Raw genomic sequence first — 23467 nt, 5'->3', positions numbered from 1 at the left:
GCTTATCCCCGCTCCAGCTGAACCGGAACGTTGACCTGGCGCAGTATGGCATGCACAACACCCGCAGCATTGGAATTTTCCATCCGTGCCTCGGGACGAAGCAGCAGACGGTGTGCAAGCACATAAGGAGCCAGTCTCTTTACATCATCCGGAAGCACATAATCACGCTCATGCAGAAAAGCAAAGGCTTTGACAGCCATCACAAACGAAAGCGCAGCACGGGGGCTGGCACCAAGCAGCACAGCGGAATTTTCGCGGGTGGCGCGGACAATATCAAGCAGATAGGCGGTCACGACGTCACTGATATGCACACTGCGAATTTCCTTCTGAATGGCTGCGATTTGATCCATATGGGCAACTGGCTGCAAACGGTCTACAGGCTGACCCTCCTGGTGCCTTAGCAGCAGATTTTTCTCCGTCTCAGCATCGGGATAACCAAGGCTGATTTTCAGCATAAAGCGGTCGAGCTGGGCTTCGGGCAGAATATAGGTGCCTTCAAAATCAATCGGGTTCTGCGTGGCGCACAGCATAAACGGAACGGGCAGCTCATGTGTTTCCCCGTCCACTGTCACATTTCGTTCCTCCATAACCTCAAGCAGCGCGGACTGCGTCTTGGTCGTGGCGCGGTTGATTTCGTCCGCAAGCAAAATGTTGGTCATCACCGGACCCGGTCTAAAATAAAAGCGCTCATCACGCGGATGAAAAATCGATACACCGGTAATATCGCTCGGCAGGATATCGGGATTGCACTGAATGCGGCGGTAATCTCCACGCATCGATTTGGCCAGGGCTTTGATCATTTGCGTTTTGCCTGTGCCCGGCACATCCTCGATCAGGATATGTCCCCCTGCGAGCAATGCGGTCATTAATAATTGTATTTCAAAGGATTTTCCCAGGATGCAGGATTCAAGGTTGGCCTGAATCGAGGAAATAATCTGAAAGGATTGTTGGCGAACCGGCATAAAATTGCAAACCTCCTAAATGAATAGCAAGCATGTTTCTATTATTGTACATGATGGAGGTCGCTGAGTACACTTTGCTTCGCTGGCAGACTCGTCATCCTTCTCCAATACCCGCGCGAAAACACACCAAAACACCCCATTGCGACAATGGAGTGCTCAGGTGGCAAATCATCGCTCATCCTTTCGGGCGTACGACCAGTGCTGCCAAAAATGAGAAAATAATGGCTGACGAAATCCCCGCACTGGTCAGACTGAAAATGCCTGTAATCACACCGATCCAGCCTTCCTGTTCCAGCTCCGTCAGCGCACCGTGAACAAGCTGATTGCCAAAGCTGGTGATCGGAACGGTCGCGCCTGCGCCCGCAAATTTAATTAAAGGATCATAAATACCTACGGCATCGGCAACTGCCCCAAGCACGACAAGGGTAGACATCGTATGAGCCGATGTCATCCTGAAGCCGTCCATCATGATTTGGCCGAGCAGACAAATCGCTCCGCCTACCAGAAAAGCCCATAAGTATTCCATTTATTTCAACCTCCTGATTCAAGCGCAACCGCGTGCGCAATACATGGGATGCTGTTTCCCTGCTGATACGACAAAGGGGACAACAGCGCGCCCGTTGCTACGACAAGTATGCGGTTAAGCTCTCTCTTTTCGAGCTTTTTGAGCAAATGTCCGTAAGTGACGACCGCAGAGCATCCGCAACCGCTGCCGCCAGCGAATATGTCTGCCTGCTTCTCCCTGTCGTAGATCATCAGTCCACAGTCGTTCATATCGGTTTTATCCGGGTCAACACCCTGCTTTTGAAGCAGCTCCTTGAGGATCGGGAGTCCAACGGAAGCCAAGTCCCCCGTGACAATCATGTCGTAATCCTCAGGTCCCCGCCCTGTATCCTTGAAATGCGACAAAATCGTATCTGCTGCCGCAGGCGCCATTGCCCCGCCCATATTGAAGGGATCCTTTATCCCCATATCCACAATCCTGCCTAATGTGGCGCAGTCCACGATCACACCTCGCTCCGCATGACCCACAACGGCGCACCCGGAACCGGTTACCGTATACTGAGCTGTTGGCGGCTTCTGCGCCCCGTATTCTGTAGGGTAACGGAATTGCTTCTCTATGGTACAGTTATGGCTTACCGTGCCAGCAAGAGCATATTCCGCCCCGCCTGAATCGACAATCAGGGAAGCGAGCGCGAGGCTCTCCATGGAAGTGGAGCAAGCGCCGAAAACGCCCAAATAAGGAATGGCCAGCTTACGGGCGGCAAACGAGGCGCTGATAATCTGGTTCATGAGGTCGCCGGCAATGAAAAACTGAACATCCTCCTTCGTCAAATTGGAGTTGATCAGGGCCATGAACGAGGCACGCTCCAACAGACGGCGCTCTCCCTTTTCCCATGTGCTTTCGTCAATTTCAAGGTTATCATAAACATAGCTGAAGTCTGCGCCTAAAGGCCCTTCTCCCTCCTTCGGGCCGACGACCGTTGCGCTGCCCTTGATGCGCGGTCTGGAATCAAACTTCCATGATTGCCCCCCCAGGCGCTTCATAAGTGATTCCCTCCTACACCAAGAATCGCGTAAATAATGCCTACGATAAAAGCGGCCACGACCCCGAATACGATAACAGATCCGGCCAGCTTGAACATTTTCGCGCCTACGCCGAGCACCAGCCCTTCAGACCGATGCTCCAAAGCGGCCGAGCACATGGAGTTCGCAAAGCCTGTCACCGGAACCGCGGTTCCCGCACCTGCCCATTGGGCAAACTTATCATAAACGCCCATACTGGTTAAAATAACAGAAATGAGTATGAGCACGGCTACGGTCGGATTTCCCGCCTCTTTGGCCGTCATATGAAATCCGTTCATAAAGCCTTTCAGGATCAGCTGTCCCAGAACACAAATCAGCCCCCCTACAACAAAGGCACGGATACAATTGCCGACGATTTTGCGGGCAGGCTCATGTTTTTTGGCAATTTTCTGATACTCCTGCTCCTGTATGTTCAAGGACGGGGTAGTCTTTTGTCGCAGGCCGCCCGTCTTTGCACCAGCACCTGCCGATCCGGATTTGGCTGCCATCATCTACACCCCCTGCAAGGATTCCGCGCTTGTGCGGTAATGCTTTTTCATTATTTACGATCCTGTCCAGCCTTATGAATGGAAAATGATAAGCACGCCGTTGGACATTCCAGCACAATAAAGGCATACTTATGTAAAAAGCAATATGACCACTGGTTAATTAGGAGTGAAACAACATGGAACAGCAAACGTTGGAGTTATTCAAAACATTAACTGAATTCCCGGCTGTGCCCGGCCATGAACGGGCGCTCCGCGCCTGGGTTAAGGAGCGGATGTCGGCATATACGGATGAATTTGTACAGGATCATCTTGGAAGTTTATTCGGGGTTGTCCGTGGGAATGAGCAAGGTCCAAAGGTAATGGTTGCAGGGCATTTTGACGAAGTAGGATTCATTGTGAACGGCATAACCGACACCGGCATGATCCGCTTTCAGCCCGTAGGAGGCTGGTGGAGCCAGGCCGTGCTGTCACAGCGGCTGCAGGTGATTGCACCGGGCGGGCCGGTCATTGGGGTCGTCGGATCGACACCGACTCATCTGCTGGACGACGCAGCACGCAGCAAGCCGGTAGACATGAAAGCGATGTACCTGGATATCGGCGCAGACAGCCGCGCTGACGTGGAGAAGCTGGGCATCGTGCCAGGCCTGCAAATCGTACCTGTCTGTGAGTTCACACCGCTGGCGAATCCGAAAAAGATCATGGCCAAAGCCTGGGATAACCGCTATGGCGTGGGGCTCGCAATTGAACTGCTCGAAGCCATACATAAGGAAAAGCTGCCGAACACCCTCTTTACAGGCGCAACCGTACAGGAGGAAGTGGGACTGCGCGGGGCGCGCACAGCAGCCAATCTGATTCAGCCGGATATTTTCTTCGCCCTCGACTGCAGCGCGGCCAATGATATGACCGGTGACAAAAATGCGTACGGTCATCTCGGCCAGGGCGCTCTGCTGCGCGTGTTCGATCCGACGATGATCACCCACCGCGGTCTGCTGGAATATGTAAAAGACACGGCGGATACCCACAATATCAAGTACCAGTATTTCATTTCTCCGGGAGGAACGGATGCCGGTCAGGTGCATGTCAGCGGAAAAGGTGTACCTTCCACCGTCATCGGCATTTGCGGGCGCTATATCCACACATCCTCTTCCATCATTCATACGGATGATTATGATGCAGCCAAGGAATTGATCATAACTTTGGTAAAAAACCTTGACCGCACAACCTTGAACACGATTATCGAAAATTCCTGAATGAACGGTTTCGGATTTAAAAGAGCGAGTATCTGTGGCAGATTTCCACCAGATACTCGCTCTTTCTCCATACATGGAGCACCAGCAATTTGAGGAATAGTCAGATGGCCGATTGAACAAAAGCGTAGATGGCCAGCAAGAGCGTCAGAACGATGCCCACCATCTCCACCCTTGCCCCTTTTCTCGTCCCGGTGCTCATCAGCTTGAAGCGCAGCTTCCAGGGCAGTGGGGGCAGCGGGCGGATCCCATTGTTCGTCAGCGAATCCAGAAGCAAATGCATCGTATATGCAATTCCTCCCGCAAGCCAAATGCTGGCTCCATACTGCTGTGTCGTGCCAAACAAAAGTCCCGTCCAGGCCGCAATGGCATAGACTGTGTGCGTTAGCCCCCGATGCGGCACGATCGTGCAGATCATCAGCAGAATGCCTGCGATATAGTTCCAGGGCGCATAAGTCGTGCCATACCACGCAACGCCGGCCCCAAGCACGAAGATGATCACCTTGCGCATCAAACGCGAAGGCATAAACGAGGCAGCCACGATGAGCACGGCCAGAATCAGGTTCCAGGGAGCGGGCGCAGCCTCCGCAAAAAACACCCAGCCCGCGGCCGCGACCATCAGCAGCTGTATAACCCGGAGCATCCGTCCGGAAAGCGTTCTGGTCAGCAGCAGCGAATTCGGTTCATCGATATCCGGAAGCAGCGCGCTGACTGCAGCAACGGCAGCCGCCGAAAACGTAATGTCATATCCGTTCAGCGCAAGCACGGATAGCGAAACTCCGGTACCAATGATTAAATGGGCTCTTCCCATCATGATGTTGTACAGCATCCTTTCCCACACGGGTAGAACCGTTTATAATGATCAAACCGTACAACATTATATAACAGAAGTATGTATGGGAACAATAGTTCGCACTTTAAAGATTTCATCAGTGTGAAGTTTTTTGCACATATCGTCAAATGTAGTAGTTCATTAGAATCATTGTTTTCTGTAAAAGTTGCAAGCTACTTACAGAGGTTATAATATAGGACTAATCCTGCATCATACATATTTCGACATCAAGTTTTAATAAAATTAGATGAGTCGCATACAAATAGCATAATGCTGCTTCCTGTTTAAGAAAGCCACCTACTTCTTACTTGAAGAAAGGAAGATGGATGTGAAAAAGCGACGAAAGGGTAAGTTGATTTTGAAAGCAGCAGTAATCTGCCTTTTATATGTTTTTTTATTTGCGGAATCACAGCATTCTTTACCTGCCAGCGCAGCGGCCCAGCCTGTAAACACCAATGCCTCACAGGAGGCCCGCAGCCTGCTTTTCTATCTTTCAAGCATTTCAGGCAAAAAGCTGATTACCGGCCAGCATGACTATCTGGAAAGCCCGGACGAGCTGAACAATAAACTGAAAACGATCAGCGGCAGCTATGCCGGACTGCATGGCTATGAGCTGGGGGCGATCTCCAACCAGAGCGCGGAGGCAGCAGCCAAACAGCGAAATAACGTTATCTCCTCCGCGATTCAATGGGACCGGAAGGGCGGCATTGTCGCCATGACGTTCCATCAGCCTTTACCCGGTACGGCACGAACGTGGAAGAACGTGCAAGCTAAGCTCACTCAGGAGCAGTTTGACATGTATGTTACCCCTGGAACGCAGGAATATAATCAATTAATCGCTGATCTGGATGATGTGGCTGTCTATTTGAAAAAGCTGCGGGACGCCGATGTTCCAGTCCTGTGGCGGCCCTATCATGAAATGAACGGAGACTGGTTCTGGTGGGGAAAGAAGGACAACTTTGAACAGCTTTGGACTATCATGTATAACCGGTTCGTTAATGTCCATCATTTGAACAATCTGATATGGGTGTGGAATGCAAACGCGCCGAATCCAAATTCGGCCCCGTACGCTGCAGTATTCCCGGGGCTTTCCAAAGTGGATATTCTCGCCGCCGATATTTACGATAATGACTTCCGTGATTCCTACTACCAGGGCCTGCTGGCGCTGTCCGGCGGAAAACCGATCGCCATCGGGGAGAACGGAGAGCTGCCGAGCGCTAAGGTGCTTGCAAAACAGCCCAAGTGGGTATATGCCATGACATTCGGAAAGCTGCTTACAGAACAAAACTCAACCCGGGAAATTAAAACATTTATGAACGCCAACAACACGTTAACGCTTCCGGACCTGATAAAAGCCAAAGAAGCATTATCAAAATAACGGATTAAGGGGAGCTTCAGCCAAACGCTGAGCTCCCCTCTTTCACTTCTCTTGTTACAGGGACCCAGAGAACTATTTTAGCCGGATTCTGAGAAAAATTTGGTAATTTTTGTTTTTATTTATGGTCCCAGACCAAGTAAAATTAATAGTGCATAGGTCACGAAAATGGTTAATCTGTTAATTGGAAAGGAAGAGAACATAAGGTGAGCAAAAGATTTCTGTCTGCGATCTTGCTTTTGACTGTCGTGTTGCCACTCTGGCTGACAGGCCATGCATGGGCGAGCAAGGGCTATCCATTCACTGTAAATGGCGTTGAGCTTAAGGCTGACGGCACCGTACCTTTTATGGATGACACGCTGGGCACCATTTATGTGCCCTCCCAATTTTTCAGCAAGTATCTCAATTCGCAGGTCAAATGGGAGGCCCACACGAAAACGGTCATGATTCAAAATGAGGATACAGCCGCCGAAATCCGGTTAAAGGTCAACGAAAAGACCATGACGGTAAAAGGAACAGCCAAACCGCTGAGTACACCTGCTGTCGTCAGAAACGGACGGGACGGGCGGCCAGCGACCATGGTCCCGCTGCGAGCTGCACTTGAAGGGCTGGGTGCATCCTTGTCATGGAGTAATTCCAATACGGTCCTCGCCATTAAGACACCGTGGAGAATCCCCGAGCTGGAGATGGACGGAAACACCTGGGAGCCCTATGGAGTGCAAAAGGAAATTGCCCCCGCCATCTTCAATGGAATCAAATACAAGGACGGAACCCTGAAGCTGAGCCTGCCGCAAATTCCCGGCAAAACGGTTGAGGCTCTCCTGATGGACAGAACGGATGCTTCCAAAGCACCTGTAGAGATTAAACAGGGCAAAACCTATAGCTTTAACACGAAGGATTTCTCGTTAAGCATTCGTGTCAAAACGTCCAACCCGGACCCGGCCCAGACCGCCTATGATCAATATGATATCTACACCAGAAATGCGGCTAAAGAGCTTTTCGTGTCCTATATCGAAGGGGATCTTACTGTTGTAGACCGTTACCGGCATCACATTCCGCTTTCACGGGTATATGAAGCGCTTGGCATCAAGCTATAGCTGAAATAAGAATTTTCAAATAGTAAAGCAGACCCTTCCCGGATCTGCTCTTTTTTGCCCCTCTATTCCTTTAAAAATGCGCCGATCTGGCGCGCAGCTTCCAGCAGAGTCTCTTCTTCCTGCACCAGAGCAATACGGACGAAGCCCTCTCCCTGGACACCGAATGCACTGCCTGGAACGACAGCAACCCCGGTCGAGAGCAGCAGCTCGCGTGCAAAGCGGCGGGAATCCCACACCTCCGGTCCCGTGCTGAAGCGGCCCGGAAGCGGAGCCCAAAGGAACATGGTCGCCTTCGGCTTTGGGATATCCCAGTCCTGGGCCGCGAGGGCTTCAACTAACACGTCGCGGCGCCGTTCATACAGAGGCGCTACGCCTCTGTCCTCCGCAGGACGCTGCATCGCCTGCTCAAGCGCAGCGATGGCCGCCGTCTGCACCGGCTGGAATACACCATAATCAATGTTCCCTTTCAGCTCACGCAGTGCGGCGACAGCCTCACGGTTACCGGCCAGAAAGCCGATGCGGCAGCCGGCCATATTGAAGCTTTTGGAGAAGGAATGAAACTCGACAGCCGTATCCAGCGCGCCGGGAATCTGTAAAATGCTGATCGGACGGTAGTCATCAAAGCCCATTTCCGAATAAGCCAGATCATGAACGACGAGCACGTTCCACTTCTTGGCCAAAGCAATCAGCTTTTCAAAAAAGGTATAATCCGCCTGAACAGCAATGGGATTGCCCGGGAAATTAAGCAGGATGAACGCCGCCTCCGCCCACACCCCATCGGGAATTTCGTCCAGATCAGGCATAAAGCCATTTTCCTGCCGCAAGGGCAGCAGCCATGGTTTTACACCAGCAAGCGCGAGCGCACCAAAATAAATCGGATAGCCTGGATCAGGGACAATGGCCGTATCTCCCGGATTACAGACCGCCTGCGCCAGATGAGCCAGCCCATCCTGTGAACCCATCAACGACAGCACCTCCGCCTCCGGATCAAGCGTTACGCCAAAACGATGCGCCATCCAGGCGGCTGCCTGCCGGCGGAATGCGAGGCTGCCGCTTGTACCCGGATAAGCATAGCTGTCTTCCGCGAGAACCGCCTGACTCAGCGCCGTCCGAATCTCCTGTGACGGTCCGTGGTCCGGACTGCCGATGCTCAGATCAATGACGTCTTTTCCCGCCCGCTGCGCTTCCTCCTTCCACCCGGCAATCTCCGCAAATATCGACGAGCCCATGTGACCGAGCTTTTCCGCCCGCCATCTCTGTTTGATGTCACTGTATGCCACTGCACGCACCTACTTGTTTTTTTCAAATATTATAGCATGATTCACTATAGGCATGGCTGACATAGAGGGGGTGATCTAGCAAGTCTTTCATCCTGGTTTAAAGTGACCGGCCCCGAGTCAGCAGCTGCTGAATTTGCTTCATCTGCTCGTTGTTCAGCGGTCCGAACTCGGCAGCCTTCACATTTTCCATTACCTGGTTGACATTGCGGAATCCTGGAATAGGAAGGGTCGACTCGCTTCTTGCCCATAGCCAAGCCAGAGCTCCTTGCGTCAGAGAGCGGCCGCCCGCAGTCAGAATCTCGCGGACACTGTTCAATTGCGTAATCATGCCTGGCGCAGGCACGCCGTTTTTGAAATACGTCAACCAGCTTAAATCGCTTCTGCGGCGGATATCCTTCGCATCCGTTACGGTCACGGCATCCGAATATTTTCCGGTAAGCAGGCCCATGGCAAGCGGACCTCTGTTGATGCTGGCCAGCTGCTGTTCCTCACACAGAAGGATCATATCCGCATTATCCTTGAATAGATTCATATCATGCTGAATAGCGGTGCAATACGGATTTTTGGCAAAAATACGGGCACGCTCAGGGTAATCGGTAGACCAGCCGAAATAGCGGATTTTCCCCTCGACTGCAAGCTCTTCAAGCACTTCCATAACCTCCGGTGCCAGCTCCTCGGGGTAATCGTTAAGATGAAATTGATACAAATCAATATAATCGGTATTCAATCTTCTAAGCGAAGCTTCACATGCCTGCTTGATATAAGCGCGGCTGGCCTTCTGTCCACGGGCCTCCCTCGTATTTTCATCCGTCACATTGCCGAATTTGGTGGCAATCACCACCTGGGACCTCCGCCCCTTCAAAGCCTGCCCGATCACCCGCTCGCTATGGCCAGCCCCATAGTTATCCGCAGTATCAATCAATGTAATGCCCGCGTCAATCGCGCAGTGGATCGCGGCAATCGATTCCTGATCGTTCACCTGTCCCCAGCCGAAAGCCTCCCCGGTTTCCGCATCATGCCAAGGGCCCCCTATAGCCCAGCAGCCCAGCCCCAATGCACTGACCTGTATTTCCGATCTACCCAATTGGCGTTTTAACATGGTCTTCATCTCCTTTGTTCTTCCATTCCCGTTCAGTATAATAAGAGACAATAAAGATCATAAGAGCCAATACCCGTTTTATTTTTAGGAGCCAATGGGGAGGGATAGCCATTGTTCGGATTTACTCCGGCACCTGGTGCCGGTTCCATAACAAAGCAATTATACGATTATTTGCGTAATCAAATTGAAAACGGTTTACTCGCCCCCGGACTGCAGCTGCCTCCGACACGCAGAGCTGCTCAGGAGCTGGGCATAGCGCGGAATATTGTGATCGAAGTTTATGAGCGGCTGACCGCAGAGGGATATTTATGCACGCAAACCGGCTCCGGCACTTTTATCGCCGAAGATGTGCAAAATGAGCCTGTCCGCCTGACTGCGCAAGAAGCGGCAGCGGCAACAGCAGCTATCCAAGCTCCTGTCATCCATGAAATTGATTTTGATCCGGGCGCTCCTGATTTGCGGCATTTTCCACGCAGGCTGTGGAGTAAATATGTACGGGAAACCATGAATTACGAAATGGACAACATTTTTGATTACGGCGATTGCCGGGGCAACAACACGCTGCGGGAGGCTATAGCGCGTTATGTGTACCGTGCCAAGGGCATCCGCTGCAGCCCGGATGATATCCTCATCACTTCAGGCACCTCTAACAGCTTACTGCTGCTTGCTTCCTCCTTTTCCGGCCAATTTCAAACAGTTTATATTGAAGATCCAACGATTGGGTTCACCGGCGATATTTTCGGGCGGTTAAATTATGATATTCATCCCGTTTCAGTGGATCGTGAAGGGATGAAGGTAAATCATATTCCGTATGCAGCACCCGGAGGCTTCATCGTGCTTACACCGTCCCACCAATTCCCGACAGGCAGTGTTCTTTCCCTCCAGCGCAGGCAGGAAGCAGTAGAGCTGGCCGAAAAGGCGGGACATTATATTGTGGAAGACGATTATGACAGCGAGTTCCGTCACAAGGGAACTCCCGTGCCGCCCCTGCAGACTTTATCCCCTTCCCGGGTCATTTATGCGGGCACGTTCAGCAAAACCTTGTCGCCAGCCCTGCGGATCGGCTTTCTGATCATGCCGCCAGCCATCATGAATCAGGTGCTGCAAACGAAGTATGACATGAATTTGGCTTCTTCCGGTTTAACCCAGTCAGCTCTTGCCCGCTTCATGAATGACGGGCATTTCGACAGGCATATCCATAAAATGAAGGCACTTTACAGAAAGAAACGTATTTTTCTGGAGAAGAAGGTCCGTCATCTATTTAAGGATGAAGCCCGCATTTTGGGCGATGAAGCAGGCATGCACGTGCAGCTCGCGTTTCCTCCCGAGGGGTATGGGGATGTTGACTGGAGCGAAATGGGAACACAAGGCGTGCGGATCGACACCTTTGAAGACTATACAAGATGGAAAGGAACTCACCCCGGCAGACTGATTCTGGGCTACGGGAATTTGACGATCGAAGAGATTGACGAGGGACTGCGCAGACTACATCAATTTACTAAGTCGGTTAAGCTCAGCAAAAGAGGATAAAAATCTGTCAGGTTGATAAAACTCCATGAAAGGGGCAACCCATCAGGCAAGGCTGCCCCTCATTTATGCGAGCAAATTCAAAATGATCGTTATTTGGACTTACAGAGTCGATACATCAATTACGAACCTATAACGCACATCACTGCGGAGGACTCGATCATAGGCTTCGTCTACCTGGTCGGCACGGATGACCTCGATTTGAGGAGCAATGCTGTGCTCTGCCGAGAAATCAAGCATCTCTTGCGTTTCCTGAATCCCGCCTACGAGTGTGCCCGCGATGCTGCGGCGGCCCATAAGTAAGGAAAACGCATTGTACTGATCGGGTGTACCCGGCGCACCCACATTGACAAGCGTACCATCTACGCGAAGCAGCGATAAATACGCATCTACGTTAAGATTCGCAGATACAGTGTTCAGAATGAGGTCAAAACGGCCAGCCAATGCTTTGAAGGTTTCCGGATCGCTGGTTGCAAAGTATTGGTCTGCGCCAAAGCCCAGAGCCTCGCTTTTCTTATCCATCGAGCGGCTCAAGACCGTAACTTCAGCGCCCAGGGCGTGCGCGTATTGAATCGCCAGATGGCCGAGCCCGCCAACGCCCAAAATGGCAACCTTTTTACCGGGACCAACATTCCAGTGCTTCAAAGGAGAATACGTAGTGATGCCTGCACACAACAGTGGACTTGCCACATCCAACTCCAGACTGTCGGGAATCCGGACAACAAATCTTTCCGTAACCACGATTTTTTGGCTGTATCCGCCGTAGGTTGGATTACCGTCGTAGTCCAACGCATTATAGGTCTGCACCACACCTTTCGTGCAATACTGCTCCTCACCCTTGAGGCAATATTCGCATTCTCCACAGGAGTCCACGAAGCAACCCACGCCAACGCGCTCCCCAACTGCAAATTTTGTAACTTCAGAACCGACTGCTGCCACAACTCCGGCGATTTCGTGACCGGGAACCATCGGAAAGATCCCCCCACCCCACTCACCGTGCACACTGTGAATATCCGAATGGCAAATTCCGCTAAACTTAATATCGATCAACACATCATCCGGTCGCAATTCTCTCCGTTCAATCGTTGTTTTTTCGAATGGCGCTTTTATACCTGAGGCACTTAGCACACTTGTTTTACACATGTTTTCCCTCTCCTTTGAAAAGTCAAATTTGATTACTTTCACAGCATACATATTAAAGTTAACTTGAAGTCAACAGTATTTTTCCCTTCGATGATTCGTGTATAATTACAAGGAAACCGCTTGAAAACAGTCGCTGATCCAACTGATTCCAACCAGAACAGGCCCTATTTTCCCAATGTCTATGGCGACATCTATATGTGAATTCAATTGCGCGGCGCTTCAATGATCAGCAGGCTTCGCCCCATACCTATGGCTTTAAGACATCATCATAGCTAAAATTGTATTGAATTGTGTTAAAGTTAACTTGAATAAAAAAAGTAGAGAGGTTAATACACATGATAAGTATAAAAGAGGTCACGAAGATGACTGGCATATCGGCTCCCACACTTCGATATTACGAAAGCGAAGGTCTGCTTCCTTATGTAAAGCGTGATGAACATGGAAAACGTCTATACGATCAGGAAGATATAGAATGGGTTCATTTTATTACCGCACTGCGGGCAACAGGTATGCCGATTGTGCAAATCCAGAAATATGTAAAGCTGTTCAAAGAGGGCGACGAGACCATGTCCGAGCGTAAAACGATGATGCTTACCCATAAAAAAGAGATCGAGAATAAAATAAAAGAGCTATACTATAATATGGATAAAATCAATTATAAATTGGCATTATACGATGTTCTTGAAGCTCAAAAGAACCATACAACAATTAAAATTTGATAACACATGGTGTCCATTAATTTAAATTGATGCATGGATTGCAAAGGCTGAAAGAGATAACGCAAACAAGCCCAGGGAACTCCTGAGGCTTGTATTTTTTCGTGGATCAATAGAGTGTCATGCCATTGCTTAATTATTTTTTCCGCTCCTGTCAGCGGTTGCGCCGAATCCAGAACTGAAAAATATCGCTGCGCACATAATCATATGAATAGAGCACCTGCCTGTTCAGTTCATCATAATGAAGCTGCTTGAACAATAGCACGGCTGCCTGCGGCGAAGTCATGAGCCGGCGAGCGTGCGGGTCCGTCCGGGCCGGTACGGTCATCTCCGAGTAAGCGCCTACAATACGCACTCCGGCCTTGTATTCGAAATTTTGAAACAACGATCCTGTAAAAGAGCCATTCACCATAATCACCTCGGCGATTTGCTCAGGTATGTAATTGATCGAATGAGCCACCGCTTCTCCGTTGGCTGTTCTCGTGCGCTCCAGCACAATGACCGGTTCATGGCGGTCCAGTTCCATTCGTTCCGCAATTTCACGCGGACAGGAATCCAGCCGCTTGATGGATTCAAGCTGCTCGTCTTCCTTCAATCCTGCGGACCGGATCATGTCCCCGATGCTGTACAACCGGTCCAGAGAACTCGGAATAGCAGGCAGCGGACGTGTAATGAACGTTCCGCTGCCATGCTTGACGAGCAGCTTCCCCTCGTTTTCCAACCGCTGAATTGCCCCGCGGACCGTGGTGCGCGACACCTGAAAGGCTTGCGCCAGCGCGGTTTCGGGCGGCAGCTTGCCGCCTTGTCTGATCCCGCTGTCACGGATGTAATCCTCGATCCGCTGTTTGATTTTTTCCTGTTTGGATGCCACGATAAAGCCTCTTTCCTTTCCTTAAAATTCGCAGCGCCCGCCACTCCGTACAAGCGTCGCTTGAACCGCCGGCGCATGAATATATACAGGATTGGTAAAAGCAACAAGGGTGACGGCATTGCCCAAACAGCCGAACAGCTCGGCACGTACCCATTGCCATGCTGCCTCAGCATGGATTGTGAAGCTGAAAGCTGCCGTCTCGGCCGGGATCTGCATTTCGCAGCACACGCCCTGCCCGCTTCTCAGCACGAGCTGGAAGCGGTCTCCTTGCAGTTCGTAAAACTCCCGCCGGATGTCCATATCCACGTTCACAGTGAATTCCATCGCCATCGGATCAGGCTCGTCGTGCCATTCAACACAGTCCCCTATAGCATACTCACGCTCATCACCTGCCGTTTTGCCGGATAAAGTAAGCAGCGGCCCCATGGTGACGGCAGCACGGCCGAGGCGTAGTGCCTCGACGATCTGCTCATACGGAGGTACGTCGTCTGTCTCCTCCAACCCAATGTAGGTGACAGCAGGCAGCGGATCGTCAGGCTTGGTGCCATGCCAATCGCGGCCACTCGTCGCCGTGATCCGGTAACCCTGGTTCAGCAGGTCCGTCCACAGCGCAAAAGCTCTTTGGCTGTCACGCTTGACGGTAGGCATGAGGGTGGACCATACTTCAATGAAATCGACATCATTCCAATCCAGGATGTTATATTCCCAGAAGCAGCCTGTGCAGATCGGGCTGCCGATCCGGTACGGATGAGCCAGGCCGGCGATGCCGCCCTGCTCATGTACAAGCTGTATGCCCTTATGAATGTCTTCCAGCCCCAATACCCGCCAGTCCACAAACTCCTTGACGCCCAGGGTCAGCATATGCCCGTAAAATGTCGTCCACTCCATCCCAGGCACAATGCGGATGCCGGTCTGCCGCTCTACCTGCTCCGCGCCCGTTAATCCGGATTGCGTATTATGATCTGTAAGGGCAATACAATCCAGTCCGAGGCGGGCGGCGCTTTGTGCCAATTCCAGCAGACTATGGGAACCGTCGCTATGAAAGGTGTGGGTGTGCAGCTCGGATGCAATCCATTTCATCATGCGTCTCTCCCTTCTGCGGCATTTCAGCCTCAATCTCAAGCCGGTAATTCAGCGTCTCCGTTACGACAGCGTGCAGGCTGATGGTCACACGCCATACTCCCTGCGGATTGGCGCCCGCCAGAAAACCGGGGGACGCTTCAATCAAGCCAAGACGGTGCTCCTGCCGGGGCTCATGCCTGTGCGCGGCGCCGCGATGGCGAACCGGGTCATCCACCGACAGCGTCAGCAGGTTTTTGAGAGGGGCGTATTTCTTCCAACCGTCACCGCCGTCCTCTTCCGCGTATCCGTATTTGCGCATGCTGTCTTGTATAATCACCCTGGCCCGGTCTTCGTCTGCCAGCAGCTTAGGGTCGTAGGCGAAGCGAATGCAGATCTCTGAGGCAGGCTCGGGAATATGAAATGCATACGTAATGTGGCTGTGTGTGCAGTCCGGGAAGACCGAGCCTTCCGCAGCGAATATTTTTTTCATACAGCCCCGCTTTCCCCTGCCGTCCATAACACGGACACAGGCTGATGACGTGTCAGCAGCCGCATCGCCGGTGAGCGGATTTCATCGGCTGCCGGTCTGTAATGCTCATCCAGAACAAAAGCGCGCAGCTCTCCCACCCGCATCCGGTCTGCTCCGCCCTCAAGCAGGACAGCTTTTATTTCCACTATATCCTCAAGCACGGCCAGACACGGCAGCTTGATCGTCGTCGAAAAATGAGCCTCCGCCCCTTCATACGCCGCCCGGAAACCGTCTGCATGCAAATCATGATAGCAGGAGGAATACCATTCATCCGAGCCTTTAAGCCGCACCTGGATATCTACGCATCCGTCTTCCTCACGTCTGTTAAAACCTCGCTTGGGCAGGCCCTCAAGCTCCGCAACATCGGCTGGGAGCGGCTGCTTGAACAGCTGAACGAATACATAATAGCGCTGATCCGCCAAGGCAATGGAAGGTGGTGCAGGCGGCAGTTCCAGCGGCTCCTGGCGCTTCATCTCCCAGTTGGTGACCTGAAAAGCAAACGGATGCTTCATCATGACCGCCTCGCGCGGCTCCTGTTCAGGCTTCCACTGGAAAGCCGGGGACAGCATAAACCGGTAATCCGCAGTAATACGGTCCGTAATATTCCCGTTCGCCGTCGCCGTCTGCAGTACCGGATGTCCACCCAGATCATATCCGCCGCCAAAGGAGGTGGTGATGTGATGCTCCCCCTGGAACTCCGCAGTTACCGTATTTCCGGCTGCATCCAGCTCAATACGGTACATCCATTCGATGTCCGTCGTTCTTCCCCATTTGCTCATCAGAAAAGGAGCCGGTGTTCCTTCGTCCTCATGGCTGAACATCATCTGATATTCAATGACTGTTTTATCTTCACGCTCATCCACGGAATAAAACATCATTAACGGCGTATCGGTGAACCGGTTCTCATACGGGTGGGATAGACAGCGGCCGTACAGCAGAGGAGTATGCCGGTACACCAAGGCCTGTGGGGAAGAATCCGGGACGATTCGCACTTGCACAGCATCAATCCATGCTCTCTCCACCTTGGGTGACGAGGCTTCAGCTCTGAACGCAATTTCCACTTCATATTCTCCTGCCGTCAGATGTCCAAGCAGTCGTGTATATGTGAAAGAGCTGCTGCCGTAAAAGAGGATGACATCCTGGTTATATTGCTCTCCCATATATACACGCACAATAGCGGATTCCCGGTCCGGCTCCGACCAATCGCTGTCCGATCGGGCCGTCAGATCCAGCTCCGCAAATCCGTCCTCCGGCATGATAAAGGGAAAACGGCAGCTGTTCTGCTGACTGATTTCCATCTCCGGACGATGTTCTGCCAGCACGTATACATCAGGCATTCCTTCTTTTTTCAGCCCGCTTTCACTTTCCATCCGCTCTGCTTCCGTTTTACTGCCGGTCATTGTCATTGGTCCTGCCTCCTCGATAATCATGGAAATCAGCTTAGTTGGCATCCGCATCCTGCACCATGGTCCGGATGTAGAAATAACCCATAAAAGAGCACAGTATAAACATAAACACAGCCATGGCGCTCGCCATATGTGTTTCCTGATAGCTGGAGAACACCTGCTGCATAGCCACACCCAGCACCTGCGGCGAGTTGGCGCCGATCAGGAAGGGGGCGGTAAAGCTGCCGATCACGCCCATAAAGATAAAGGTCGCCGCCACCCACATCGTCTTGTACGACAGTGGCAGGATAAAGCGGACAAACAGCTGCAGAGTACGCGCTCCGGCATCTCTTGCGCTTTCAATGACGGAATTCGGAATGCCGGCAAGCGCCGAGCTGAGCAGCATGGTGGCAAACGGAATATTGAACCACAGATTAGCCAGCAGAATTCCTTTGTAGTCATAAATAATCTTGGGGAACGAGTCGATTCCCAGCGTAAGCAGAAAACGCGGCGCCCAGCCATGATTGCTGTAGGTGGTGATCAGAGCATAGGTCGCAATAACTCCCGGGATGAACATCGGCACAAAATAGAGACGCCGAATCCAAGTCACGACAAATCCGGAGCCAAAGCGCAGATATACCGCCATCGCGTAGCTGATGACCAGGGTCAGGATTGTGGATACGATCGTGAGATTGAGCGTATACAGCACATTTTTGCGCATGGCGGCATCCGTGAACAGACGGATGTAGTTCGCCAAGCCAAAACCGGTCCCGTTCTCGTCGATCAGGCTCTCCCTGATCGCGTACAGAATGGGGATAATCACAACGACGAGCAGAATGAGAAAAGAGGGGATGACCAGGAGCAGCCCTAGCATCCCTCTTTTAAATGATGTACTCATCATTAACCGCCCGCCACTTCACTCTGCCAACGCTTGTAGATTTCCTGCTGCAGATCGCCGCTGTTGAAGCTGCGGTAGCCGCCGGACACACTTTCAAATTGCTTTTGCAGCTCAGCCGGCATCAGGTCCCATTTAATGCCCGGATAACCGTAAATTTTGTTAATGACCGTCGTCTGAGCCTCAGGAGAAAGCACGTAATCCAGCAGCTTCTGCACCGCTTCCTTCTTGGTCGAGAGGGCAGGCACCATCAGATAGGACGGTCCGCCCGTAAAGGCAGGCTCAATCTGCGCCAGCTTCACAGTGTCCGGCAGCGTCCCTTTATTCAGCTGCTCCAGGGCCATATCAGACCAGGCCGGAATCATGTCCACCTCTCCACTGGCGAGCAGATCGAGCGTCCCCTGATTTTTCTTCGGGTACACGCCTTTTTCATACATAGATGGTCCCAGCTCTTTCAGCAGGGCGAAGCCTTGACCCCATTTTTCCATGTTCGCGGGGTCACTGCTGTTCATGGCCTCGGGTGGAAGGAAATTATAAATGGCCGTGTTCACAAATGAGCTGCCCGCACCGCCCGTGGACGGATCGTTGTAGGCAAATTTACCCGGATGCTGACGAATCCACTCATACAGCTCGTCCGCTGTTTTCGGGGGCTCAGGCACGTTCGCGCTGTTATAGGCAAGCACGACGGAAGAGGCGCGATAAGGTACTGCTTGGTCGTTAACCTGCTTCAGGTAAGCTTCGTCCACATTGGCGAGATTGGGCACTTTGGTCTTATCCAGCGTTTCCCACAGCCCTTCTTTGCCTCCACGCGTAATATCGTCCAGGCTTCCTTCATACAGATCGATATCGCTTTCCGACTGGCCGCTCTGCTTCGCTGCAATGAGCCGGTCCATCGTCGTAGCTCCCCCGGTGCCTGATGGCAAATAAACGAGCTTAACCTTGACATCCTTGTTTTTGGCCTCGAAATCCGAAATCAGTGTCTCCCACAGCTCCTTGACGTTAAGTGATCCTGAGGTGTAGAGGGAGATTTCTGTTACAGCACTCTCCGGTACTGCACTCTCCGCTTCACCGCCTGCCGCTGCAGAGGAATCCGCTCCTCCGCCACCGCTGCCGCAACCCGCCAACAGCCCCAGACTGAGCACCCCCGCCAACATCATGCTGAATCTCTTTTTCACAGACATCCTTTCTCCTCCTCAAATGAAGTCTATATTGAATGAACAAAGCGATGAAGGCAATGCCGCACCCGGGTTTTAGGCTTCGGGTGCAGGAAACGACACCACTCTGCTGAAGCCAATACGCACCTGCTGCCCGCTGCTGAGCCGGGCTGACTGTTCACGGGGAACGAACATTTTAAGCACCTGTTCTCCGCTTTCCACAGACACTTCCGCATAATGCCCGAGGATCATGATTTGCCGGATCGTGCCTGGCAAGGAATTTGGCTCCAGCTCCGCCGTCAGATAGATATCCTCGGGGCGCACGGCCGCAATGACTGCCCCGTCACGCTCGCGCTCCTGCTCGAACCGCGCATCCCCCACAGCTACGCTGCGGCCGGTACTGAACCCCTTGATCAGATTGATGCGCCCGATGAAGCCCGCCACGAACAACGTCTGCGGCTGATCGTAAATCTCCTGCGGTGTGGACAGCTGCTCAATTTCGCCTGCCCGCATGACGACGATGCGGTCGGAGATGGACAAAGCCTCCTCCTGGTCATGGGTGACGAAGATCATCGTCATGCCGGTCCGCCGCTGGATGTCGCGCAGTTCTTCCCGCATCTCCATGCGCAGCTTGGCATCCAGCGCCGAGAAGGGCTCGTCCAGCAGCAGCACCTCCGGCTCCAGCAGCAATGCCCGCGCCAGAGCCACCCGCTGCTGCTGTCCGCCGGACAACTGTCCTGGTAATTTGCGCTCCGCACTTTCCAGCTGGACCAGCTTCAGCGCCTCCTGCACAAGACCGCGGATTTCGTCCTTTTTCTTCTTGCGCAGCTTGAGTCCAAAGGCGAGATTTTCATACACAGTCATATGCGGCCACAGGTTGTAACTTTGGAAAACCATGGCTGTTGGCCTTTTTTCCGGAGGAAGATGCAGAATGCTGCTGCCCCGGATTTGAATATCCCCGCTGTCCGGATCCAGAAAGCCGCCGATGGAGCGAAGCACGGTCGTTTTGCCGCAGCCGGATGGGCCGAGTAGCGTCACCAGCTCCCCTTTCATCACATCGAGAGAAATGCCCTTTACTCCGTCCCCTGTCTTGAATCGTTTGCTCAGATCACGAATGGATAATTGAATCGACATACTTCAAGCCCCTTTACTTCAGAAAAATCATTTGACCTGGAAGCCGCCTGCCAGCACATCCGCACTGACAAAACGCCTTGCGGCAAGCAGCAGGATGACTGTCGGCAAGGTAAGAATGACCGAAAAGACCGCACCGGTGGTATTCGGATAATCGGCTATGATGGAATACATGATGACTGGCATCGTTTTGTAGTCAGGTATGCCGACCAGCAGCGTTCCCTGCGCCTCATCGAGCGAAGCGAGGAAGGTAAACACGGAAGCCACCATAATGCCCGGCATCGCCATCGGAAGCGTAATTTTCCAGAACACACGCAGCGGTCCCGCCCCCGCGTCCCGCGCCGACTCCTCCTGCGCCCGGTGCACACTGCGAAAGGAAGCCGCAGGAATCCAGGTCATATACATGAGCGTGTTGACCATATGGATCAGTACGATGCCCACGAACGTATTCATCAGCCCGAACTTGTAAAACAGCACCGCGATAGACACATACAGTCCCATTTTGGGAAAGGCATGTGTAAGCAAAAAGGAAAACAGAAACCAGCGGCTGAGCGGAAACTTTATCCGCGCAAAAGCATAAGCAGCCGGTACACACAAAATGACCGAGCTTGCCGTGACCACTACAGCGATCAGGAACGAGAGCCACATCGAGCTGAGCACATCGTCCTGGCTTAACACGAACCTCCACCATTCCAGGGAAAAGCTCTGCGGCAATAGCGCCGGATACTGCCATTTTCCGGAGACGGCCAAAATCAGCAGGTTCAATAAAGGAACGAGAAAAAATACGACAAAAACGATCAGGACCAGAAATTCAAGGATTTTGCGTTTGCCGAGTGAACGTAAATACCAGATCACCATTCATCCCTTTCAAAGAAGTCTAGACGTCTAAATCTCTTACATCTATGAATATAAAGGGCGAATGTTATCGGCGCTTCAGGAGGAAGGAGAGGTTATGTTAAAGTCGCGGGGAAAACAAACCTTTCTGTAAATAGGTATCAAAAACGGCTAATCTAAAAAAAGACCACTGAAGCCACAACTTCAATGATAAAAGAGCAGAAGCCACAGGCCCCTGCTCTCTATCATCTAGTATCATGGAGCATCCAATGATAGCGTTAGATGCTTCAAATCGATAACTGTATTTAATTTCATAAGAAGATCGAGTCCGAGCAATCCGTTGATACGCCCCTGAGGATCAATAACGCCGAAATCCAGTTTTACATTGCTAAGATTCACAGGCCCTAGCGTTTGATGGGAACTTCAATTTTTTCTTTGCCTGTATGGTAGACGAGAACGTCGTCTTTTGCTCGAATTAACTCTCTTGTGGCTTCCATATTATCATCAAAAGCTTGAATGATTGCCATATCGTCAACATATCGGACTTGGTTTTCGATGCGCCCCTCCAAGATGCGGAGCTTAACAAAACGGTTTGGGTATAGTCTACGGACTTCCTCCCATTTCATCATCTACACCTCCAACAGGTTTATCTTACATTTCCATGATAGCATTTTCCCCTGAAACACGCACGCTGCAGAGAATTTCCTTAAGTCTGGTGTCCACTTCATCCGAAAGCACTTGGTGTCGATACTTCACACACCATACAATATGGTATTCGAGAGCGTAAACATATCCTCTGCCACGTCTGATTTCTGCCATAGTTCATCACCAAAATAATTTCACCATACGTCATAGAGAAATATAGCAATAATATCAATAATACTTAGAATCAATAACCTACCCTGATTGAGTTCCTCTTCACGATTCTCCAGACACCTTTAAGGCTTCGAGAAATGAGTACAGCGCGAAGATAGTCAAAGACAAGAAGCAGAGAAGACCACAAAAAAATCCAAGCATGTCAAACAAACCATACCTATCTGCCTTTTTTCATATCGACAGTTGCTTGAGCACCAGCACAGCGGCTCCTACAGCCACCGCATTTTCCTGCAGATTGCCTTTCGAAAATACAGGCTGATACTCGGGATAATAATAGATATTTTTCTGCGCTACTGATACCGCTGTATCATAATACTGGCCACTCGCGCTGATCAGTGCCCCGCCGAGAATGACCATTTCGGGGTGCAGAATGTTGATCAGATTGGCCAGGCCGATCCCCATCTGAGCAGCCGACTGGGAGAACAGCTCCTGCACAAACGCTTCGCCATTCCGGAGCGCTTCCACCAGCATGGCGAAATGTAAGGCCTCCGGCTGCACGCCGTCCGCACTATTAAGCTGGTTGCGCCCCATCTTCACCTGTGCTCTTACCTGCTGTTCTAGTGCTTGCACGGAGGCAAACGCCTCCAGCGCTCCGTAATTGCCTGTGCCATGCAGCCGTGGACCGTCGGCCTGAATAATCATCTGACCGATAGAGCCTTCCATGTCCACTGCCCCATACACAAGCTGCCCGCCGGACATCATGGCGGAACGCAAGCCCGTGCCGACGTGCACGTACAACATATGCTGCAAATTTTCGCCACGCAGCGCCCAATGTTCACCGACCAGGGCCGCGTTCGCTCCGTTATCGAGGTACGCCGGTATTCCCGTCTTCTCTTCAATCAGCCAGCAAATCGGCACATTGGACCAGCCTTCAGCCGGAAAGTAGAGAGGGTTCAGGATCACTCCCTGTTCGCGGTTCAGCGGACCTACAGCACCTACTCCCACGCCGAGTACCTGTTCCTTGGGAACATGGCAGGCTTCAAGCATAACTTCAACCTGTTCCTGCACGTATTGAATCAGACGTTCCGGTGTCATGGTTTCGTCCATTGTCCAGCGTTTGTGCTTCAGTGTATTCAGTTTCATATCAAATAAACCGAGCGAAGAATACAACCTGGATATTTCCAGTCCGAATATGTACCTGTGCGCAGGGTTGACCTGATACAGAATCGGTCTTCTGCCGCCGGTAGATTGCCCCAGCCCCGATTCTTTGATCCAGCCTTCATGTACAAGCTCTTCCAACAGTCTGGTCAGGCTGCTGCTGGTCAGGGTGAATTCCGCCATCAGCTCGGCTTTGGAGATATCGTCCTGCTGCGCAATTCGTTCATAAACCGCTTTTCGTATATTCGCCGGTGATGGATTCGCTTTAACCATGTTTTC

Annotated in this window: 24 protein-coding genes; 5 read left to right on the top strand and 19 right to left on the bottom strand. The window is 51.8% G+C overall.

Translation table 11 applies throughout. The features are described from left to right. Positions 1–2: 2 nt before the first annotated feature. The 4 genes from ACE41H_RS04810 to spoVAC all read right to left on the bottom strand — a co-directional run bounded on the left by ACE41H_RS04810 (position 3) and on the right by spoVAC (position 3037). Entirely contained in the window at positions 3–962 is a 960-nt protein-coding gene (locus tag ACE41H_RS04810; RefSeq protein WP_375353670.1) for an AAA family ATPase, read from the bottom strand. 175 nt (positions 963–1137) lie between these two features. Beyond that, complete coding sequence (spoVAE, locus tag ACE41H_RS04805; protein ID WP_375353669.1) at positions 1138–1488, bottom strand: stage V sporulation protein AE; 351 nt, start codon at positions 1486–1488, stop codon at positions 1138–1140. Between the two features lie 5 nt (positions 1489–1493). Beyond that, positions 1494–2510 (bottom strand): stage V sporulation protein AD, encoded by a 1017-nt coding sequence (gene spoVAD, locus ACE41H_RS04800; protein ID WP_375353668.1) that lies wholly within the window; start codon positions 2508–2510, stop codon positions 1494–1496. Continuing rightward, positions 2507–3037: a stage V sporulation protein AC gene (gene spoVAC, locus ACE41H_RS04795; protein ID WP_375354022.1), complete on the bottom strand. Its 531-nt coding sequence runs from the start codon at positions 3035–3037 to the stop codon at positions 2507–2509. The genes spoVAD and spoVAC overlap by 4 nt, the downstream gene beginning before the upstream one ends. A 176-nt stretch (positions 3038–3213) precedes the next feature. On the opposite strand from spoVAC, the gene ACE41H_RS04790 reads away from it, so the two are divergent. Beyond that, entirely contained in the window at positions 3214–4287 is a 1074-nt protein-coding gene (locus ACE41H_RS04790; protein ID WP_375353667.1) for a M42 family metallopeptidase, read from the top strand. Between the two features lie 100 nt (positions 4288–4387). On the opposite strand, the gene ACE41H_RS04785 is transcribed toward ACE41H_RS04790, so the two are convergent. After that, complete coding sequence (locus tag ACE41H_RS04785; protein WP_375353666.1) at positions 4388–5098, bottom strand: metal-dependent hydrolase; 711 nt, start codon at positions 5096–5098, stop codon at positions 4388–4390. Positions 5099–5438: 340 nt separating this feature from the next. On the opposite strand from ACE41H_RS04785, the gene ACE41H_RS04780 reads away from it, so the two are divergent. Both ACE41H_RS04780 and ACE41H_RS04775 read left to right on the top strand, forming a co-directional pair. Then, positions 5439–6494 carry a glycosyl hydrolase gene (locus tag ACE41H_RS04780; protein WP_375353665.1) on the top strand — a complete coding sequence of 352 codons (1056 nt, stop codon included), beginning with the start codon at positions 5439–5441 and terminating at the stop codon, positions 6492–6494. Between the two features lie 203 nt (positions 6495–6697). Next, positions 6698–7588 carry a copper amine oxidase N-terminal domain-containing protein gene (locus ACE41H_RS04775; protein ID WP_375353664.1) on the top strand — a complete coding sequence of 297 codons (891 nt, stop codon included), beginning with the start codon at positions 6698–6700 and terminating at the stop codon, positions 7586–7588. Positions 7589–7650: 62 nt separating this feature from the next. On the opposite strand, the gene ACE41H_RS04770 is transcribed toward ACE41H_RS04775, so the two are convergent. Together ACE41H_RS04770 and ACE41H_RS04765 are read right to left on the bottom strand one after the other, a co-directional pair. Next, positions 7651–8817 (bottom strand): aminotransferase class I/II-fold pyridoxal phosphate-dependent enzyme, encoded by a 1167-nt coding sequence (locus tag ACE41H_RS04770; protein ID WP_375354020.1) that lies wholly within the window; start codon positions 8815–8817, stop codon positions 7651–7653. 148 nt (positions 8818–8965) lie between these two features. Beyond that, a complete protein-coding gene (locus tag ACE41H_RS04765; protein ID WP_375353663.1) occupies positions 8966–9967 on the bottom strand; it encodes an aldo/keto reductase in 1002 nt (333 codons plus the stop codon). A 111-nt stretch (positions 9968–10078) separates the two neighbouring features. On the opposite strand from ACE41H_RS04765, the gene pdxR reads away from it, so the two are divergent. Further along, on the top strand, positions 10079–11497 hold the full coding sequence (pdxR, locus tag ACE41H_RS04760; protein ID WP_375353662.1) for a MocR-like pyridoxine biosynthesis transcription factor PdxR: 1419 nt from the start codon (positions 10079–10081) through the stop codon (positions 11495–11497). A gap of 99 nt (positions 11498–11596) precedes the next feature. Here pdxR and ACE41H_RS04755 read toward each other — a convergent pair whose 3' ends face one another. Next, positions 11597–12688, bottom strand: a complete 1092-nt coding sequence (locus ACE41H_RS04755; protein WP_375353661.1) for an NAD(P)-dependent alcohol dehydrogenase — start codon at positions 12686–12688, stop codon at positions 11597–11599. 284 nt (positions 12689–12972) lie between these two features. On the opposite strand from ACE41H_RS04755, the gene ACE41H_RS04750 reads away from it, so the two are divergent. Then, a complete protein-coding gene (locus ACE41H_RS04750) occupies positions 12973–13356 on the top strand; it encodes a MerR family transcriptional regulator (protein WP_375353660.1) in 384 nt (127 codons plus the stop codon). 151 nt (positions 13357–13507) lie between these two features. Here the strand turns inward: ACE41H_RS04750 and ACE41H_RS04745 are convergent, their stop codons facing one another. From ACE41H_RS04745 to ACE41H_RS04695, 11 genes are all read right to left on the bottom strand, one after another. Continuing rightward, positions 13508–14224, bottom strand: a complete 717-nt coding sequence (locus ACE41H_RS04745) for a GntR family transcriptional regulator (protein WP_375353659.1) — start codon at positions 14222–14224, stop codon at positions 13508–13510. 21 nt (positions 14225–14245) lie between these two features. Continuing rightward, entirely contained in the window at positions 14246–15307 is a 1062-nt protein-coding gene (locus ACE41H_RS04740; RefSeq protein ID WP_375353658.1) for a CehA/McbA family metallohydrolase, read from the bottom strand. Beyond that, entirely contained in the window at positions 15261–15776 is a 516-nt protein-coding gene (locus tag ACE41H_RS04735) for a hypothetical protein (RefSeq protein WP_375353657.1), read from the bottom strand. Before ACE41H_RS04735 ends, ACE41H_RS04740 begins: the two co-directional genes overlap by 47 nt. Next, a complete protein-coding gene (locus ACE41H_RS04730) occupies positions 15773–17221 on the bottom strand; it encodes a hypothetical protein (RefSeq protein WP_375353656.1) in 1449 nt (482 codons plus the stop codon). The genes ACE41H_RS04735 and ACE41H_RS04730 overlap by 4 nt, the downstream gene beginning before the upstream one ends. 34 nt (positions 17222–17255) lie before the next feature. Then, entirely contained in the window at positions 17256–18098 is an 843-nt protein-coding gene (locus tag ACE41H_RS04725; protein WP_375354018.1) for an ABC transporter permease, read from the bottom strand. Positions 18099–18100: 2 nt separating this feature from the next. After that, positions 18101–19276, bottom strand: a complete 1176-nt coding sequence (locus tag ACE41H_RS04720) for an extracellular solute-binding protein (protein WP_375353655.1) — start codon at positions 19274–19276, stop codon at positions 18101–18103. A 69-nt stretch (positions 19277–19345) separates the two neighbouring features. After that, entirely contained in the window at positions 19346–20383 is a 1038-nt protein-coding gene (locus ACE41H_RS04715) for an ABC transporter ATP-binding protein (protein WP_375353654.1), read from the bottom strand. Positions 20384–20410: 27 nt separating this feature from the next. After that, entirely contained in the window at positions 20411–21235 is an 825-nt protein-coding gene (locus tag ACE41H_RS04710; RefSeq protein WP_375353653.1) for an ABC transporter permease, read from the bottom strand. 383 nt (positions 21236–21618) lie between these two features. Next, the gene (locus ACE41H_RS04705) at positions 21619–21843 is read right to left on the bottom strand and encodes a hypothetical protein (protein WP_375353652.1); all 225 of its coding nucleotides are present in this window, start codon (positions 21841–21843) and stop codon (positions 21619–21621) included. Between the two features lie 22 nt (positions 21844–21865). Beyond that, entirely contained in the window at positions 21866–22033 is a 168-nt protein-coding gene (locus ACE41H_RS04700; protein ID WP_375353651.1) for a transposase, read from the bottom strand. 228 nt (positions 22034–22261) lie between these two features. Then, positions 22262–23461 carry an ROK family protein gene (locus tag ACE41H_RS04695; RefSeq protein ID WP_375353650.1) on the bottom strand — a complete coding sequence of 400 codons (1200 nt, stop codon included), beginning with the start codon at positions 23459–23461 and terminating at the stop codon, positions 22262–22264. Positions 23462–23467: the final 6 nt, after the last annotated feature.

The organism is Paenibacillus enshidis (assembly GCF_042136365.1).
GTDB classification, from domain to species: Bacteria; Bacillota; Bacilli; order Paenibacillales; family Paenibacillaceae; genus Paenibacillus; species Paenibacillus enshidis.
This window is presented reverse-complemented; position numbering and strand designations above follow the sequence as displayed.